This is a genomic window from Colwellia sp. MB3u-41 (assembly GCF_014076845.1).
Classification (GTDB): Bacteria; Pseudomonadota; Gammaproteobacteria; order Enterobacterales; family Alteromonadaceae; genus Colwellia_A.
Genome location: NZ_JACGUT010000072.1, coordinates 107,608 through 124,779 on the forward strand (window position 1 = coordinate 107,608; position 17,172 = coordinate 124,779).

The following is a 17,172-nucleotide window of genomic DNA, read 5'->3' on the forward strand; positions in this document are numbered from 1 at the left end:
TTGAAACCCTTGTTAATGGTATGCTAATAAAGCACTGATAATTTAGCGTATTCGGTTGTAATTTTAGTCCCACTCTCTGTTGTTGTAATTGAAGCTTTACCAATGGAGATTACAGAGTGCTCTAAATAAATATTAATACCACCACTGGAAGGAGATGATGAGTTAGTTTTCCAATTAGAGTCAATTACCACTTTATGCGACATACCTTTAGGTAAAAATATGACAACATTTTTATTGTATATACTGTACCCTTCATGCGTATTCGTTTTTATACTCTCCGCACTAATTGTTAAATTGGATGCCATACTTGTTGGCACGATAAATAGAACGCTGCTAAGTAATGCTAAAATAAATGAACAGAAAACTACTATCTTAGGTTTTGTTTTAGCCTTTGATTTTGGCTTTTTATTAATAACTTCAACTTTAGGTTCGAATAACATATCTACATTTAACTCAAAACAAGATGCTAATGCTTTAATTGTCTCTAAAGAGCCAGAACCATTATTTTCTACCCTTTGAATAGTTCTTAAACTCACAGCGCTGGCATCAGCTAAGTGTTGTTGACTCCAAGCTCTAATTTTACGTTCTGCTATAACTTTTTCAGCGTTTATTATCATTTCCATTTGTATTTCTCACACAGATAAATCGAAACTGTATCCTGTAAAAAAAATCCTTATTTGTATACGACATGTTTACGTCAATTTAACGACAGGCTGACCTGGTCAACTAAATTCAGACACCCTAGTTAAGTTCGCTAAGCTACCTTTTTCAATTCTCTTTCTTTACACTCAAATTCATTGGGGTTTTGATAACCAAGATATGAGTGCATTCTTTTGCTGTTGTACCACATCGTGATGTAGTTCAGCACATCTTGTTAAGCTGCATAACGTGTTCGATAGTTACGCCAATGCACGCGTTCTTTTTTTAAACTACCAAAGAAGCTCTCTGCTACCGCATCATCCCAGCAGCAACCTTTCTTACTCATACTACCAACAAAGCCATGTAACTTGAGTATTCGTCTATATTGATGACTCGCATATTGAACACCTTGATCTGAATGCACTATCAGTCCAGCCTTTGGTTTTCTTTGCCACATTGCCATGGTACAAGTTGAGCTTTCATTCTTGAACCCATGCTCCAACCGACAACTTTACGAGAGTACAGGTCGATTACTATCGCCAAATATAGCCAGCCTTCTGAAGTCCATATGTAGGTAATATCTTGCACCCACGCTTGGTTAGGTTGTTGCACATCAAAGTCTTGCTCAAGTTCGTTCGCGTAAACGGGCTTGTTGTGTTCGCTGTTTGTCGTTGCTTTATATTTTTTCTTGTAACGTACCCAAACGTTTGTTTCTTTCATTAATTGCGCTGTTTTTCCACGGCTAACTGGGAAGCTGAGTGCATTCAACGCTTTTTGAGTACGTCTTTGAGCCTTTCTTTTCTGATAACTATAATAATTGTTACTTTTTATACCCAGTACTCGACACATCAGTATCACAGGCCAGATCTTCTTATGTTGGGTAACAAACGAGTCTTTTATTTCGTTTCTATTGCAAAGAAGACCGTCGCTTTTTTTAATAGCTCACGCTCGATTTCTAGGCGCTTTACTTGAGCTTTAAGTTTACGGATTTCATCTTGCTCTGGCGTTAGCTTTCCATTCCCTCTAAAAGCATGACCATCATCATTTTCAGCTTCTTTGATCCATCGACCAAGCACTTGTGCACTGACGTCTAAATTTCTAGCGGCTTCTGCTACAGCGTAGTTTTATCTCTAACGAGTGCAATTGCATCTAGTTTGAATTCTTTTAGATAGGTTTTACAGTTTTTCATTTGTATCTCCAATTAAGTCTATTATGTCTTAACTGGGGTAGTCATATCAATTAGACCACGTCACAGGTATAAATAAAATGGCAGCCACTTTAAAATTTATAAAAAATTTAAATTTTTCAGAGCAATGAGGGCATACTTTAACTTTGCCAAATTTATTCAAAGTTTTAGAAAACAGACTTGTTTTTTATCGCAATGTGGACACTTCAACGTGAATACTCTTTAAATAACAGGCTAAAAATTGTGGGCTAAATGAAGCGAAGCGTAATAGCCCATACTTTTTAGTCCTTGTTGATTTTCTTGTTAGGCACGTTTTAGCCTAGACGTAGAATAGTGGAGACAAAACGACTTGATACTGCCCACTGACTGGGCCAATAGCCATTAAACTTTGGTAAATTATCATCTACATCATCAACCCGCCGATCATAAAACGAATGCAGAACTGGTTTAGGCAATTCATAATCTTTGGAGAAATTTTCTGCTGGGATAAAGGACAAGCCAAAGGCTGGAGCTAAAGGCAAAAATGCTACCACTGGGCTGTTGCATGAAGGACAAAAACCTCGGTTTACTGCAGGTGGAAAACGATGTTTAGCGAATCGGATTGTAGGATTAATAGGTTTAATCACTTGGTTAGATCTTACCGCAACAATATCAGCGAACGGCTTACGATAAACCTCTTGGCAAATTTTGCAATGGCATATAAATCGAATTACGGGATGATTTTTGACTATTACCTCACTCTCTTCGCATGGACATGAACAAGATGTTTGCATGGTGCCTCCTTCTGATTATCGGTATAAGCCCCTAACGTCTTGCTAAGTGGAAAATAATGGTTGGCTATAATTGCGAAGCGATGCCCAACTGTTATTTTTCCGTTTGAGCAACTTGTTAGCTACTGGTTATAATTAATAATGATAGCGACATGATATAACTGTTATATGACTATCACTAACGGCATATACTAGGCGATTGGATTCATCCACACGTCTAGAGCAAAAACCTGATAAATTTTCTTTTAGCGGTTCAGGCTTTCCGATCCCCTCAAATGGGGAACGTTTAGTGTCTGTAATTAATTTATTAATTCTTTTAAGCGTTTTTTTATCTTGCCCTTGCCAATATTCGTAATCAGCCCATGCATCATTGGTCCACGCTAACAACCTAGTCATTTAATATTTCTCGCTCAATCACTTGAGCTGATTTAAATTGCTCAATAGAACGGGTTAAGTGAACTACGTTAGCAGGTGACTTTAATAAATGAACAGTTTCCATCAAGCTGTTGTAATGATCCATAGACATAACAACAGCATCTTCAGAATCTCTACGTGTAATTACCGTATAATCAGCGTCGTTTACGACATGATCAAGTACAGATTTAAGCCCATTTCTTGCTTCAGTAAAAGATACAATTCTCATAATAGCCTTATTTTTAGTTGTACATTTAATAAGACAAGTCTAACTAAAAAGAGTCACTTGTGCAAGATGATGTACAAGTTTAGTTGAAGCAGCTAACGCCCACTTAAGCGGCAAAAAATTGTTGGCTAAAATGTAAACGAAGTGAGACAGCCAACTGTTTTTTGTCCGTTTGAATGCCTTGTTATGCGATTTTTACATTACACAAACTGCACAATTTATATAAATATTAGCGACATAAAATGCACATTTAAAAAACCACAGCATTGCGACACACCAAACCGTGAATTTTGAGCCACTAACGAAAAGTGAATTTACCACTTACCTGCTTTGGCGAAAAACTATTCAACCAAAAACTGAAATAGATTTAATTACGCGTAAATAACCAAGATAAAGAAAAGACAACTACCACAATTACATTTAATCGAATTCGCAATGCCGCATAACGCCTACTTAAGAGGTTTTTAATTGTTGGTTAAAATGTGAAGCGAAGCTGAACCTAACCAACTGTTAAAAGTCCTGCTTGAATGGCTTGTTATATGCTTTCGTTTGCCACTTCATGGTCTAGCCAAACGTGTTCATCTTTACCACCTAAATTAAAACGGTAGCCAAATGGTAGCGCCATGTATAACGCTAATTCAGGGCGTTTCTCAATTAAATGATGAAAATGTACGGTGACCAGTGAATCTAAATTACCATCATATTCATCGGTAGTTAACCACCAACCGCTCATATGTTCTGGTGAAGGGTATCTAACACCTTCCACCGGAACAACACCCTCATAAATACCATTAGAAATAGTTACAAGTTAAGTTTGTTCTACAGGTGAAAATTTAGCGCCAAAGTGATCACAGCATTATTTTTGATTAAACTCGATATGCAAAATATTACACTCAACCCGATAAAAGCATATAAAGCCCTATGTAAGCGGCGAAAAATTGTTGACTAAAATTGCGAGGAACGAAGCTAGCCAACTGTTTAGCGTCCGTTTGAATAGCTTGTTATGTAATTGGTTATTATGAACTTTATACTAACAAAAAATTCTAAAATCAAACAGATAAACGGAAGAAACAAAACACACCCACCGCCTAACATAAACCTAACTGTGAATTTTGAGCCACCAAATAAACGTAAAAAGCGTGACACAAATTTAGCTTTGCGAAACCACTCGTTTTATAGCGATATTAACAAAACTACAAAGCGAAAACTCAAGGCCAGAAATACTAAACCAACTTGAAACCACCAAACTTATTAAAAGAATTTACCCATAAAAGAAGGCGGTACATAACCCCCACTTAAGCGGACAAAAATTGTTGGCTATAATGTGTAGCGAAGCGGAACGAAGCGGAACGAAGCCGCTTTGCGGCAGAAGGAGTTATCGTCTGTACTACACTTATAACCTTCAACATTGAAGGTGCCTTAGGAGTATTGTTATGAACATCAACGACAAAGCATATCTAAATGAACTCACCTTGCAAGGTAAAAGTCCTAAAACCGTTGACATGTATAGCCGCTGCCTGCGGCAGGTGGTGGTGTTTTTTTATACCTGCCCCGATACATTAACTGCCGTACAGCTTAAGGCTTAATTTTTGTCACTGGTGCAGACCAAATCATGGAGTGCCGTTAAGATTGCTCGCAATGCTATTCAATTCTTTTATCGCCATGTGCTCAATAAACCTTGGGATTGGATACCGATTGTCAAACCACCTGTGGAAAAAATAGGGGGTCAAGTTACTTGATTAATAAGACTCTGGGTACCTCTAATTTCTTCATACTAATCCATACTAATCCATACTAATCCATACTGGCCAAAACGGAGCGTCTTGGTTTGTATTTTTGATTACGGACACTTTGTTTTACTCATACGTTTATGATGAGTAAATTATGCAGCAGATTGATAGGTAGCATAAGGACGTAGGTTTATTAGTCGCTTACGTTGATTAAAAGTCTATGGGTACCCCTAATTAATTAATTAAAAGTCTTATTAATCAATCAACTTGACCCCCTATCCCTTCGCGGCATCATCTTTTGAATAACGGCCTTTTAACGTTCTAGGGAATAATGTTTCATTTATCATATCGCGCCCTCTATTTTTATTGATTGAAAACAAGCACAACAACAAGCCTGACATAGAGTGTAATTGACCGATCGGTTCATGTTATTACGATCTATTCCCTTTTATTCTAAATCTAGCTTCCAAAATATAAATATTTAGTTCGTTGTTGCTACTGTTTATTAAGGCATGCCATTAATGCCTTAGCTTATTTATCGACATAATTTCACAATACACACGAAAAGTTTGTTGTGTATCTGAGAATTACTAAATAAACTTTAAATAGATTAATTACTGTTTATCGATAACTAATTACCTACCAACATTAAACGTGATACATTTATATTAGATCAATTAAACGTCGAATCATTATGGAAAAAATCACTTCACTAAGCAGATGGATTAAACTGCTAATTTTATTTTTGGCACTTCTGCAACTTAGTAGCTTTGTTGGCACCATGATGTTGGGCAAATATGTTGGCAATGAATATGTGTTAAGAATTGACTGGTGGGGGTTGTTTTATAGTATTTTAATAGTCGACTTTAACGGCTCTTGGTCGCTATTAGCCTCGTCATTACATGCCGCAGGCTTTCACCCTGGGCTTATTCTAGGGACGGTTAAAATACTGCCATATATTTTCATCTACTACTTTTTGTATCGACTTTTTAGTTTATATCAACAAAGGCAGGTATTTACTGCACGTAACTTCAAATGCCTAATCAACAAAGCCGTTGTATTTATAGCGTGGATAGTGATTAGCCTTTTTTATCCGATATTAGTTGCGTTTATACTTCATGTTGCAGGATTAGGATATGAGGTGTCGTATATTCTTATTCTTGGTGACCAAGAATTAAAGTATGCACTCTTTGGCATGATTTTTTATTGTATTGCATGGGTGATGAGGCACGCCACTGAGTTGGAAGAAGAGGCAGAGTTAACAATTTAATGGCTATTATAATTGAGCTTGATGTGATGCTTGCCAAACGAAAAATGAAATCAACACAACTTGCCGAGTTGGTTGGTATTACCCCTCAAAATTTATCAGTATTGAGAAGCGGCAGGGCAAAAGCCATACGTTTTTCAACATTAAACTCCATTTGCCAGCACTTGAAGTGCGAACCAGGTGATATTTTACTTTACAAAGACCAAACATAAACTTACATATTAGGGAAAACAAAATGCGAACACTATTCAACAATATCAAATCGTGCATTTGTGTATGCGCCATGCTTTTAGTGATGTCGGGGTGCACAGTGCGTATTAATGAAAGCACTTTTATTGCCAGCAGTGATACCCCCGTCGCATTCAGCGATGAATTTACCCAAGAACTTAGAGCTGCGATACCCAATGGGGTCATCACACAGGTAAATATACAAACAAGCGACTTAATTACCCTAAGTGGTTTTCATATTGATAATCCATCGAGTCAAACAACCCTCGTTTTTTTTCAAGGTAACGGAATGAAGATTGAGCCATACGGCAAATCAGCATTGCGTGATTTGTGGTCGCTTGGCACCGACATATTTGTCTTAGATCGTCGTGGTTTAGGGGCTAGTGAGGGTGAACCTAGCATTAAAAGTCTTATAAATGATGCACAATTTCAACTTGATTATTTACATCAGCATTATCAGCCGCAAAAGGTCATTTTACATGGTTATTCACTCGGTAGCTTTATTGCTGCTGATTTAGCCAAGAACAATAAGATAGATGCTTTGGTGCTACATGGCTCTGCCACGAACGCCGACGACTGGGTTGCTGAAAAAACACCATGGTATATCTCACCGTTTATGACCGTAGAAATATCTGAAGACTTCCGCAACGCAGACAATCTAAAGGTCGTGTCTATGCATTACAACGGCCCGTTATTAGTTATTGCGGGCGAAAAAGATGAAGAAGTACCGGCAAAATTAGCAGAAAAACTATTCGCGCAGAGCCAATCTGCTAACAAGCAGCTAATTATGGTTCCTAATATTGGTCACCAAGGGATGATAGAAAACAAGGATACAATGACCCAATATCAAAAATTTTTGGCAAACCTATAAACAAATTATCTATTTAGATTTCCACTTGCACCATCGCTCATGCGAATATCCATATTTGACTAAGGAAAATTAAGACTTCCTTAGTCAACAATAAACTGGGGTCAGAAAAAAATAGGGGGTCAAGTTACTTGATTAATGAGACTCTGGGTACCTCTAATTTCTTCATACTAATTCATACTGGCCAAAACGGAGCGTCTTGGTTTGTATTTTTGATTACAGACACTTTGTTTTACTCATACGTTTATGATGAGTAAATTATGCAGCAGGTTGATAGGTAGCATAAGGACGTAGGTTTATTAGTCGCTTACGTTGATTAAAAGTCTATGGGTACCCCTAATTAATTAATTAAAAGTTTTATTAATCAAGCAACTTGACCCCCTATCCCTTTTTTAACATATGAGTTATCCCAAAACCTAGTGAATGAAATAGCGGCTTCATTAACGTGCTCATCAGCCAACCTTTCATTACCTTCTTTATGTCTGGAGTTTTCGAAAAACAAAAGCAGATTCATTTGTCTAGCCGACATGAATGCTCTCAAAAATGACTTTCTTATTACAGTTTCCTTTTCCGAGTATTTGATGACGTCAATTTCAGTCCCATTTTCATTATCTACAACATACTTACAGTTAGCTGAATCATGATATAACTCAAGGAAGAGAACTAGCTCTTGTAAAATTTCACGATAAGGCTCGCGTCTTCCGTGGAACTCTCTGAGGCTAACTAAAGGAATATATTTTGAGCTGTTTGGTTCATACCAAATATTATTTTAACCACTTAATACTATGGACGGGCCTCCGTCACCAGGCAATAAATCCCAGCCGTATCCCTCCATAGCTTGTTCTTTTTCATCGGGAGAAACCAAACATGAATATAAAGATCCATCTTCGGATTTATCATCTTTGTTGAGATTTTTGTGGAGAGGAATCCAGATTCCTTCACCCAATTCATCTCGAATAAATTGTAAAAAGTCATCCATGTCTACATTTCTACTCATCATTCATCCTAATATTCAATTTGTCACATAACGCTTTTTATAAATGGCGCGCGTTTTTTGCGCGTCCAGTGAAGGCCGTTTTTTGGCCGTAACGATATTTAATAAACTTGTTATAGCGCCTTTTTTACATTTTTTAATTCATAATCTGAAAGAGGGCCATAAACGTCGAGGCATAACCATGAAAAATGGGAGCCAGCTTGTTCACTGGCTAATTTCATAATTTTCGTTTCAGAATTTGTATACCCACCTTCTGATTTTTCAACAAAGTGAATAAGTAAATCCGGCTTAAAAATATAATCAGTCCAAGTCTTATAATGTTCAATAATACTTTTATAAAGCTCAACTAATTGCTCAAAATCACCAACCATAGTTCTAGGATGACTTAACGCTTTAGCGGAAAAAACTTCATCTGTAGTTTTGTCAACTATTCTAGCCTCAACCCTACTTTGTCTTAATTTGATATATATGAATTTTCTCATAACCTGATTGCACTATAACGCCCCATTAAGAGGCAAATGATAGTTGGCTAAAATAAGCGACGAAGGAGCAAATAGCCAACGTTATTTGTCCCACTTGAATAACTTGTTATATGCAAGTGCTGCCAATTAGTGCTTTTTGAATTTTAATTTCTTCAAAATTATTATCTGTTTCTGCCATTGCTAAATCAATTTTTGCAGTCGTACATTTGTCAGATAATTCTTTGCTGAGTAAATAAATCTGATCTTTTTGATACTGAGCCATACCTTCTAAACCATTGTATTGTTCTCTATTCTCTGGTTTTCTATCTTTTTGGTATGGTGGTGGTTTAGTTGCACCACAAGCTGATAGCAAAACAATCAGCGAAACTGGAATTAATTTATTAAACAATGCTTGTTACTCCTTGTACATATAACGCCACATAAGCGGCAAAAAATTGTTGGCTAAAATGTGTGAGGCACAAACAACAGCCAACTGTTATTTGTCCTGCTTTAATGACTTGTTATGCGATTTTTACACTACCACAAACAGCACAATTTATATAAATATTAACGACATAAAATGCACATTAAAAATCACAGCATTGCGACACACTAAACCGTTAATTTTGAGCCACTAATGAAAAGTGAATTTATCACTTACCTACTTTGGCGAAAAACTATTCAACCAAAAACTGAAATAGATTTGATTACGCGTAAATAACCAAGATAAAGAAAAGACAACTACCACAATTACATTTAATCGAATTCGCAATGCCGCATAACGCCACATTAAGCGGCAAAAAATTGTTGGCTAAAATGTTGAACGAAGTGAAAATAGCCAACTGTTTTTTGTCCGTTTGAGTAACTTGTTATATGCTATTTAAGTCGTAGCTTACTATATATTTTTTAAATTTACCGAAGAAAAAGGATACTTTAACATTTGTAACCACCGCACGATTAACCTTAATAACAACCTTTTTTGTGCTGTTTAATACTTTATTAGATGTGATGTCTACCCCATCTTGTGATAACAATGCAAAGGCTGCATAAAAGTCAATCTCATTTATTTTTTTAGGGTAAGTAATTTCTAGGTTTACCATAGAGTCATATGCTCTATTAGATTCAATTTGAGGGGTAAACCCTAATTCCACAGCTTGTTTTTGCGTTAACACTATTTCTTCAACAGGCCCGCTCAACGCAAACGATGTAGCAAAACTCATATTACAGGATATGAATAACAATAAAATAAAAGCGCGCAAAATTATAACCTCCCTATAGCATATAACGCCACGTTAAGCGGCAAAAAATTGTTGGCTAAAATGGTGAACGGAGTGAAACAGCCAACTGTTTTTTGTCCGTTTATACGCCTTGTTAGCCATATTTAGCTCTGTAGAAGAAATCTACGAAGATCTCGCTCTTGACGCATGACATGTAATATATAAACTTTGTCGCTATCCACTTTATAGAAAATACGACAAGGATCAACATTAACTTCACGGTAATTCAAGTTACTTAATTCAAGTGGTCTTTTACCTGATTCAGGATGCTCTTCTAACCTAGATATTTTATCAAATATTTTGTGAGTCAATTTCTTAGCCGCATCAATATTACTTAAAGCAATATACTCAGCAATATCATTTAAATCATCAAGAGCTGGAGATGTCCAAATTATTTCAGCCATTTGCTCATTTTCTCTTTTACTTCTTGATTCGAGAATGTATTACCGCTTTTAATTGCTTGCTCACCGCGTGCAACACCCTCAAGAATGGCCATTCGTTGCTGCATAAATTCATAATCGTCAACATCAACTAAATAAGCCGATGGTTGCCCATGCTCAGTAATTAACACCGGTTCTTTGGATATGTGAAGGTCAGCTAAAATTTTGGTAGCTTGACGCTTAAGTGTCGTAACAAGTTCAACTCTCATGATAAATCCTATTTAGAACTCAAATAATGTATCACTATAGTATCACAAAAGTTCGAGGTTACAACTATACAGCTAACACTTTGCTAAGCCGATAAAAATGGCTGGCTATAATAGCGAGGTACGAGCACAGCCAGCTGTTTGTGTCCGTTTAAGCAACTTGTTATTTTTTTTCTACTTTAATTGAATCATCTAGCTCTTCTCTTATTCCTAATAAAATCACTTTGAGTGCTATTTGAATAGCTTTATTGGCTTCATTTTCTAGGTCTTCAGGGGTGTGCATATATTCTTGATATGAAAGTGTATCGCTTTTATGGACTATTTTATTTCTTAGAGTCTCAAGTGACATCCAAGCCTCTCTGAGTCTATATTGTTTTAAAAATTTAGCTTCGCGTTTAGCTCCTTTAGCATGAAGATAAACTTCACCTGACGCACATGCTAAAATGATACAAGCAACCCAAGCCCCTGAGCAAAATACTCTTTCTAATTCCAACTCTAGTATTCTTGTTTGATCGGTAGATACACCGATCTATTTATCTCCGAGAGCTTGCCCAACATAGTAGGCAAACAAATCTCGTCTATATTGCCATATTTGTTGCGTTGGCATCGTTCCTGGGTGATTTTCGAATCTCAAAATGTAATCCTGATTGATGAAAAACTAACGCCCTAATAAGGGGCTAAAAATTGTTTGCTAAAATGTGAAGCGAAGCGAAACCGAAAAAACTGTTTTTAGTTCGGCTTAATTGGCTTATTAGGTGTACCCACCTTACTTCTAATTTGATTAAATAAGTTTTCTAAACCTGAATACTCAGACGTTAAAGGATAATCTTGTAATTGTTCCTCAAAGAAACCGAAGCTCTCAACCATATCCGGATCTAAACATTTAACTTTTAAAAAATAATGCAATATTTCTAATAATAATTTATCTAAATTAATTAACGAAAGGTTACCACCCTCAGAAATAATAGATAATCTTATATCAGCCAGTGTGATGAAGTAATGCCATTTCTCAGATAAAACGTCATCTTGCTTACAAACAACCACATAAGTTCTGTTTACACTCCCTTCACTCACCAAGGAAATAAAGAGCAAACCAACGAAGAATATAGATTTGAACATTACATATACACCTAACGTCCTGTTATTTGTCCCGCTTGAACAGCTTGTTAGCACTATTTTATGAGAACAACCAAACTTGATTTAATTTCACAGTTTTTACGAATGTAGAAATTTTTAACATATAATTCTTTAGTTTTATATTGCTTATCATGTACTTTAAATAATACGTCACCAGAAAAAATAGCATCATTAGAGTTTGACACCTCGACTATATTTTTCCATTTAGTAATATCAAAATCACAAGACTCACTAACCTTTGAATAATTTTCGAGGTCAAATTCTTTAGATGTTGATTGGTTTTGATTGGTTTTGATTGGTTTTGATTTGCCGATAATGCAGCAAAACTTAAAATACTTACAAGTGATACTTAAATCCGTTTCAAGATTGATTTCCTTATAATGCTAACGTCTACTTAAGCGGTAAATAATAGTTGGCTAAAATAAGCAATGAAGGAGCAAATAGCCAACTGTTATATGTCCTGCTTGAATGGCTTGTTATACGTATTATTTCACATGCTTCTTAAGTGACTCATCAAGTTGCTTTTTCTGTTTTACTTTTTCATTTTTACATTTGTTTCTTTCATATTCATAGGGATGATTACAGTTTTCATCAGCACCTAAACTGATTATTAACGTCTGCTCTCTTTCCTTACATTTAGCTTCTTGAGATGGTTCCATATTGACACATGATGATTCTCTTTTATTTGTTTCTGCTTCACCATAATATTCTTCACTATAAATGCTACATCCATTCATAAAAGCTAAAGCGATAACTAAATATAATATATTAAACTTTGAATTCATCTGCTAACTCCATATACGTATAACGCCCCATTAAGAGGCAAATAATGGTTGGCTAAAATGTTGAGCGAAGTGAAAAAAGCCAACTGTTTTTTGTCCGTTTGAATGCCTTATTAGTTGTACTATGGTGACACCTTCAGTTTTTTAATCGTTCTTATAAATTCAAATATCCCGCAAACGCTTGAACCAATTAGCCCTATTTGCCAGATACTAATTGATTCAAAACTGAAACTACTAGAGTACAGCGCAGAACCAATTATGTTACCTAATTGATAAACACCAGCTAGTATTACAATTAAACAAATTAACAAGAGAACACAGTAAAAAATAGTAGACTTTTGCTTCATAAGATTTACTCAATGGTTGTACAACTAACGCTCTATTAAGGGGGAAATTGCAGTTGGCTAAAATGTAAAACGAAGCGGAACCTAACCAACTGTTAAAAGTCCTGCTTGAATGGCTTCTTATATTTTTAGGGTGCTAAAAATCTGAATTCTTTTATGACATAGACTGGAGTTTTACTAATATTAAACTCAGTACTTACATAATGAATTTCTTTCAGTGCCCGCAGTGCAAATTTATCCCAACCACCTTTTGACTCTATAATAACTGGATTGAATATCTCTCCTTTAGAGTCAATTAAAATTTGAACTCTAACAAAACCAGATTCTTTGGGTTGTCTAAAGTTATTATCAAAAGAAAGTTGGTTTTTCGTTGGAACCCAGTATTTTTGTATTTCATAGTCTTTAATTGTTATTGCGGGTACATCAAAGGACGCCTCATGTTTTGAACTACAAGCAACAGTAAAAAAAACTATAATCAACAACAGACTTAAATGTTTCATTTAAACTCCTTTTAAAAATATAACGCCCTGTTAAGGGGCAAAAGATTGTTTGCTAAAATGTTGAGGCATGAAACAATAAACTGTTTTTGTCCCACTTGAACAGCTTGTTATGTGTTTCGAGCTACTAGCTCTAATATTAACTTATACCGTTACAAAAAGTACAAATAGTGAATATAACCCAAAAATAATAGACAACCATTTAAACCATCGAGGGATAAATATAACTAGCAACATTATTACTACACCAATTAATGGTATTACCAATGACAAAAGCAGTGGATTCTTAAGCATAACAATATTGAAATAGGGCCCAAGAAGAAAGAATAACAATAGGGACATTGCAGACACTCGACCTAAGCCTCGACTGTGGGATATCATGTCAAAATATCCATCATCTGGATCTGGAAGTGCCATTTCTGCCGCACCATACATAAAAATTGATGCAAAGATAAGCGCTAAAAAGTGTATAAAAGACCAATCAGAAAAATCATGAAGCTCCCATCCTACCCACCATAGTTGAAGGGTGAAAACCATTACAGTTCCACCCCATATAGCTGTAGACCAATGAAATTTAACTTTTTCGTGATAACGAATCAAATCTCCGATCACATGTAAGAGACGTGTTAGTGATAATCCAATGATTATGGATACAGTTACAAAAATATATTCATGTTGTGTCATTTATTACCAAGCTTTATTCAAATTTCATGGTATTGATTATCATCTAAAAACATGAAAATTAAAAGATTATTGTCTATTTACTTTTCAGGTAAAACTGACACAACCTCTATTTGCATTTAACACATAACGCCCCATTAAGAGGCAAATAATTGTTGGCTAAAATAAGCGACGAAGGAGCAAATAGCCAACTGTTATTTGTCCTGCTTGAGTGGCTTGTTAGGTTTCGAGCACACCAATGTTAGGGCTATTATTCCCAAAGGCCAATTGAACCAACCCAACATAACTAGAAAAGGGTTATCATCCCAACCTGCTAAATCAAATAGACTACTAGAAGGAACCATAATTGATAGTTCAAATGCCGCTGTGACAATTACAGACACTATAAATACAATAACAAGCATAAAAGACGGATCGTATTTAAGATATACTTGTTTACTAATGAACAAAGCTGCATTTATTCCAGCAAATGTACAAACAAGCCATATAACTTCCAATGTCACTATTAAAGTCCACCCGTCTTGTTGGTAAATTACCCACCCAAGATATGAAACTAAAACAGCTAAAAATATAAATACTCGATGTTGCAAATTAGAAACCTAACGCCCACTTAAGCGGACAAAAATAGTTGGTTAAAATGTGAAGCGAAGTGATCTTACACCACTTTCGTAGACACATTTTAAAACCTTAATTTCTCATACTTTTCGGGTGATGTATAACCTAAACTTGAATGTAATCGTTCTTGATTATAAAACGCGATGTATTTCTTACTGACGAGAGTCGCTTCTTCTTGGTTTTTAAAGCGCTTCCCATGAATAGCTTCTGCCTTAAATGTGTGGAAGTAAGACTCCATCGCAGCATTATCTGTCGGCGTTGCTTTTCTACTCATACTCCTTATTAGCCCCCGACTCTTCAACAATTCCTTTAAAATCATTCGCCGCATATTCAATCCCTTGGTCAGAATGAAATATGCAATTATTACCTGGGGATTCCTTCGCTAATGCATCTTTAAATGCCGCTTGTGTCATCAAAGAATTACGTTGCTGACTAAACGACCATCCAATCAATTTTCGTGTAAATAAGTCCATAACAACTGCATGAAAAAGCCACCCTTTTTGAGTTCTGATGTGTGTGAAATCGCCAACCCATTGTTGGTTTTTTCCGTTTGGTTTGGCAACATATTTTAAGTGGTTGTTCGTTGTTGAGTAATGTTTCCCTCTATTTGGTAAGCGCAAATACAAGTCTTTCATCGAACTGCATAGGTTAAGCTCTTTCATTAGCCTCGTTATGCGTCGTCGACTACAGCTAAAACCTGCAAGCTTAAGCTATACATGCATTCTCGGTGCACCATAAGCGCGTTTGAAGCCTTGGTGTTGCTTAATCAGTTCAGCTTTAAGGTGGTTGTCTTGGACTTTATGTGCTGACGCTGGCCGATTAAACCAAGCATAATAACCACCGCGAGATACCCCCAGCAGATAACATAATCGAGAGACATTACTTAACCTGAAGTTATCCCTAATAAAGGCAAAATTAACTAGGGGTTTTCCTTTGTGAACCGCTCGAACTTTTTTAGGATTTCGATATCCTCCTCGCTGCGAGACAATTGTTTTTCTAGCTTTTTAATACGCGCATTGGCTTTAGCAAGTTCAAGCTTTTCAGGGCTAATTACTTTCTTGAGTTTTGGCGGATTTTCGATTTGATTATTTTTCATAAGCGGTTGAGTAAACAACGACCCTTTGCGGTGTTCCATACACCAACGATAGAGCATTATGGGGTGAATACCCAAAGATCCCACTACATCTTTAGCTAAAACACCTTGTTGAGAAGCTAATAAAATAGCCTGAAGTTTGTACGCTAGTGAATATTGGTCGTAGTGTCGCTTTCTTGTATGTCCCATGAATAACCTCTTTGATAACAATTAATGAATAACTGTCAACCAAAGTGGTACAAGATCAAGGAGCAAATAGCCAACTGTTATTTGTCCTACTTGAATGGCTTGTTATGTTTTAATTACACACCAAAAAATGACCAACTACTTGATGTACGAGTAGCTAAATCAACTTCCGTTTGAAAAACCCTAACAACCTCTTTGGGATTAAACGGCATATGAGTTTCACCTTGCACAGAAAAAACTTGGTTCGGATATATAAGCAATACTCTTTCAATCACTTTACCGTTAACAAGTTCCATACTGACAATTGAACCATCCTGTTTAAACTCTTCAAATGGACCAAAACGATTAATCACGTCCATTGGAATCTCATATTTAGACATTTACACTCAACTAAACTTTAAAACATAACGCCTCGTTAAGAGGCAAATAATTGTTGGCTAAAATAAGCGACGCAGGAGCAAAAGCCAACTGTTATTTGTCCTGCTTTAACGACTTGTTAGAATCATTCCAGCTACGAATAATGTCTTTTATTTCGCGTGACGTAACATTTCCTTGATTTATTGTGTATACAACTGCCTCATATTTAATACCGCTATCACCATCAACCCTATATAGTTCTACAGGTGATATTCTAAATGTAACATTGCCTGTATACCATGTAGCAACATTCAGAAAACCCTCTTCACCTAAGATTTCATTAGCATTAAGATATTCACTATCCATACAAGGGTTCTTTACAAGGTAAAGTAAATAAAATTTGTTATTCTGGATAAGCCATTGACCTTGATACCCCCTCCGAGATCCTGTGCACTCTCGAGAGTTAACTTTTTTTACTATTAATTCGTAGTTCGAATGCTCTTGAAGTGGGTACTCATCAATATCAAACTTTGAACCATTCATTTCTAATTCATCTTTAATTTGTTGAGTTGAATAACTCAATGATGAAAAAAGGAGTAAAACAAAAAGTAGTAAATATCTCATACTTGCTGGACTTCTCTAATGATTCTAACGAATGATATGGACTCCCCTACTAACGGCATCTATGTGCCATATTGAAAGTGTAAGCATTCAATCAAAGGAGAGTCCATATGTCTTTAATTAAAGTCGTTGGCATCGATTTAGCCAAACTTG

25 protein-coding genes and 1 pseudogene are annotated in these 17,172 nt (G+C 36.0%); 4 read left to right on the forward strand and 22 right to left on the reverse strand.

Going from position 1 to position 17,172, the window contains the following annotated elements; all coding sequences use genetic code 11:
• Positions 1-23 precede the first annotated feature (23 nt).
• The 6 genes and pseudogenes from H4J73_RS07275 to H4J73_RS07300 all read right to left on the reverse strand — a co-directional run bounded on the left by H4J73_RS07275 (position 24) and on the right by H4J73_RS07300 (position 4,001).
• On the reverse strand, positions 24-623 hold the full coding sequence (locus tag H4J73_RS07275; RefSeq protein ID WP_182179487.1) for a helix-turn-helix transcriptional regulator: 600 nt from the start codon (positions 621-623) through the stop codon (positions 24-26).
• 131 nt (positions 624-754) lie between these two features.
• Positions 755-1,828: pseudogene (locus H4J73_RS07280) on the reverse strand (IS3 family transposase).
• Positions 1,829-2,139: 311 nt separating this feature from the next.
• The gene (locus tag H4J73_RS20955; protein ID WP_182179489.1) at positions 2,140-2,598 is read right to left on the reverse strand and encodes a GFA family protein; all 459 of its coding nucleotides are present in this window, start codon (positions 2,596-2,598) and stop codon (positions 2,140-2,142) included.
• Between the two features lie 132 nt (positions 2,599-2,730).
• Positions 2,731-2,991, reverse strand: coding sequence for a Txe/YoeB family addiction module toxin (locus tag H4J73_RS07290; RefSeq protein WP_182179491.1), 261 nt, complete (start codon positions 2,989-2,991; stop codon positions 2,731-2,733).
• Positions 2,984-3,238 (reverse strand): type II toxin-antitoxin system Phd/YefM family antitoxin, encoded by a 255-nt coding sequence (locus tag H4J73_RS07295; RefSeq protein ID WP_182179493.1) that lies wholly within the window; start codon positions 3,236-3,238, stop codon positions 2,984-2,986. The genes H4J73_RS07290 and H4J73_RS07295 overlap by 8 nt, the downstream gene beginning before the upstream one ends.
• A gap of 532 nt (positions 3,239-3,770) precedes the next feature.
• Positions 3,771-4,001, reverse strand: coding sequence for a hypothetical protein (locus H4J73_RS07300; RefSeq protein ID WP_259366653.1), 231 nt, complete (start codon positions 3,999-4,001; stop codon positions 3,771-3,773).
• A 667-nt stretch (positions 4,002-4,668) separates the two neighbouring features.
• Between H4J73_RS07300 and H4J73_RS20440 the strand changes: the two genes are divergently transcribed.
• From H4J73_RS20440 to H4J73_RS07320, 4 genes are all read left to right on the forward strand, one after another.
• Positions 4,669-4,821, forward strand: coding sequence for a hypothetical protein (locus H4J73_RS20440; RefSeq protein ID WP_182179495.1), 153 nt, complete (start codon positions 4,669-4,671; stop codon positions 4,819-4,821).
• 838 nt (positions 4,822-5,659) lie between these two features.
• Positions 5,660-6,235 (forward strand): DUF2975 domain-containing protein, encoded by a 576-nt coding sequence (locus H4J73_RS07310; protein WP_220460657.1) that lies wholly within the window; start codon positions 5,660-5,662, stop codon positions 6,233-6,235.
• A complete protein-coding gene (locus H4J73_RS07315; RefSeq protein ID WP_182179497.1) occupies positions 6,235-6,444 on the forward strand; it encodes a helix-turn-helix transcriptional regulator in 210 nt (69 codons plus the stop codon). The genes H4J73_RS07310 and H4J73_RS07315 overlap by 1 nt, the downstream gene beginning before the upstream one ends.
• Before the next feature lie 23 nt (positions 6,445-6,467).
• Positions 6,468-7,331 (forward strand): alpha/beta hydrolase, encoded by an 864-nt coding sequence (locus H4J73_RS07320; RefSeq protein WP_182179499.1) that lies wholly within the window; start codon positions 6,468-6,470, stop codon positions 7,329-7,331.
• 766 nt (positions 7,332-8,097) lie between these two features.
• On the opposite strand, the gene H4J73_RS07325 is transcribed toward H4J73_RS07320, so the two are convergent.
• The 16 genes from H4J73_RS07325 to H4J73_RS07400 all read right to left on the reverse strand — a co-directional run bounded on the left by H4J73_RS07325 (position 8,098) and on the right by H4J73_RS07400 (position 17,022).
• A complete protein-coding gene (locus H4J73_RS07325; protein ID WP_182179501.1) occupies positions 8,098-8,325 on the reverse strand; it encodes a hypothetical protein in 228 nt (75 codons plus the stop codon).
• A gap of 110 nt (positions 8,326-8,435) precedes the next feature.
• Positions 8,436-8,804 (reverse strand): hypothetical protein, encoded by a 369-nt coding sequence (locus H4J73_RS07330; RefSeq protein WP_182179503.1) that lies wholly within the window; start codon positions 8,802-8,804, stop codon positions 8,436-8,438.
• 106 nt (positions 8,805-8,910) lie between these two features.
• Complete coding sequence (locus H4J73_RS07335) at positions 8,911-9,192, reverse strand: hypothetical protein (RefSeq protein WP_182179505.1); 282 nt, start codon at positions 9,190-9,192, stop codon at positions 8,911-8,913.
• A gap of 460 nt (positions 9,193-9,652) precedes the next feature.
• Positions 9,653-10,042, reverse strand: a complete 390-nt coding sequence (locus tag H4J73_RS07340; RefSeq protein ID WP_182179507.1) for a hypothetical protein — start codon at positions 10,040-10,042, stop codon at positions 9,653-9,655.
• A gap of 122 nt (positions 10,043-10,164) precedes the next feature.
• Entirely contained in the window at positions 10,165-10,464 is a 300-nt protein-coding gene (locus H4J73_RS07345; RefSeq protein WP_182179509.1) for a type II toxin-antitoxin system RelE/ParE family toxin, read from the reverse strand.
• The gene (locus H4J73_RS07350) at positions 10,452-10,709 is read right to left on the reverse strand and encodes a type II toxin-antitoxin system Phd/YefM family antitoxin (RefSeq protein WP_182176863.1); all 258 of its coding nucleotides are present in this window, start codon (positions 10,707-10,709) and stop codon (positions 10,452-10,454) included. The genes H4J73_RS07345 and H4J73_RS07350 overlap by 13 nt, the downstream gene beginning before the upstream one ends.
• A 160-nt stretch (positions 10,710-10,869) precedes the next feature.
• Positions 10,870-11,199, reverse strand: a complete 330-nt coding sequence (locus H4J73_RS07355; protein ID WP_182176862.1) for a hypothetical protein — start codon at positions 11,197-11,199, stop codon at positions 10,870-10,872.
• A 236-nt stretch (positions 11,200-11,435) separates the two neighbouring features.
• Positions 11,436-11,825 (reverse strand): hypothetical protein, encoded by a 390-nt coding sequence (locus tag H4J73_RS07360; RefSeq protein ID WP_182223886.1) that lies wholly within the window; start codon positions 11,823-11,825, stop codon positions 11,436-11,438.
• A 503-nt stretch (positions 11,826-12,328) separates the two neighbouring features.
• Positions 12,329-12,628 (reverse strand): hypothetical protein, encoded by a 300-nt coding sequence (locus H4J73_RS07365; protein WP_182176860.1) that lies wholly within the window; start codon positions 12,626-12,628, stop codon positions 12,329-12,331.
• A 469-nt stretch (positions 12,629-13,097) separates the two neighbouring features.
• Positions 13,098-13,469: an energy transducer TonB gene (locus tag H4J73_RS07370; protein WP_182223887.1), complete on the reverse strand. Its 372-nt coding sequence runs from the start codon at positions 13,467-13,469 to the stop codon at positions 13,098-13,100.
• A 141-nt stretch (positions 13,470-13,610) separates the two neighbouring features.
• The gene (locus H4J73_RS07375; protein ID WP_182176858.1) at positions 13,611-14,150 is read right to left on the reverse strand and encodes a hypothetical protein; all 540 of its coding nucleotides are present in this window, start codon (positions 14,148-14,150) and stop codon (positions 13,611-13,613) included.
• A gap of 676 nt (positions 14,151-14,826) precedes the next feature.
• On the reverse strand, positions 14,827-15,036 hold the full coding sequence (locus H4J73_RS07380) for an integrase core domain-containing protein (protein ID WP_182178749.1): 210 nt from the start codon (positions 15,034-15,036) through the stop codon (positions 14,827-14,829).
• Positions 15,029-15,424: a DDE-type integrase/transposase/recombinase gene (locus tag H4J73_RS07385; protein WP_182178751.1), complete on the reverse strand. Its 396-nt coding sequence runs from the start codon at positions 15,422-15,424 to the stop codon at positions 15,029-15,031. The genes H4J73_RS07380 and H4J73_RS07385 overlap by 8 nt, the downstream gene beginning before the upstream one ends.
• Before the next feature lie 257 nt (positions 15,425-15,681).
• Positions 15,682-16,044 carry a transposase gene (locus H4J73_RS07390; protein ID WP_182223888.1) on the reverse strand — a complete coding sequence of 121 codons (363 nt, stop codon included), beginning with the start codon at positions 16,042-16,044 and terminating at the stop codon, positions 15,682-15,684.
• 113 nt (positions 16,045-16,157) lie between these two features.
• Positions 16,158-16,421, reverse strand: a complete 264-nt coding sequence (locus H4J73_RS07395; protein ID WP_182178754.1) for a hypothetical protein — start codon at positions 16,419-16,421, stop codon at positions 16,158-16,160.
• Between the two features lie 91 nt (positions 16,422-16,512).
• Positions 16,513-17,022, reverse strand: coding sequence for a hypothetical protein (locus tag H4J73_RS07400; RefSeq protein WP_182178755.1), 510 nt, complete (start codon positions 17,020-17,022; stop codon positions 16,513-16,515).
• Positions 17,023-17,172 lie beyond the last annotated feature (150 nt).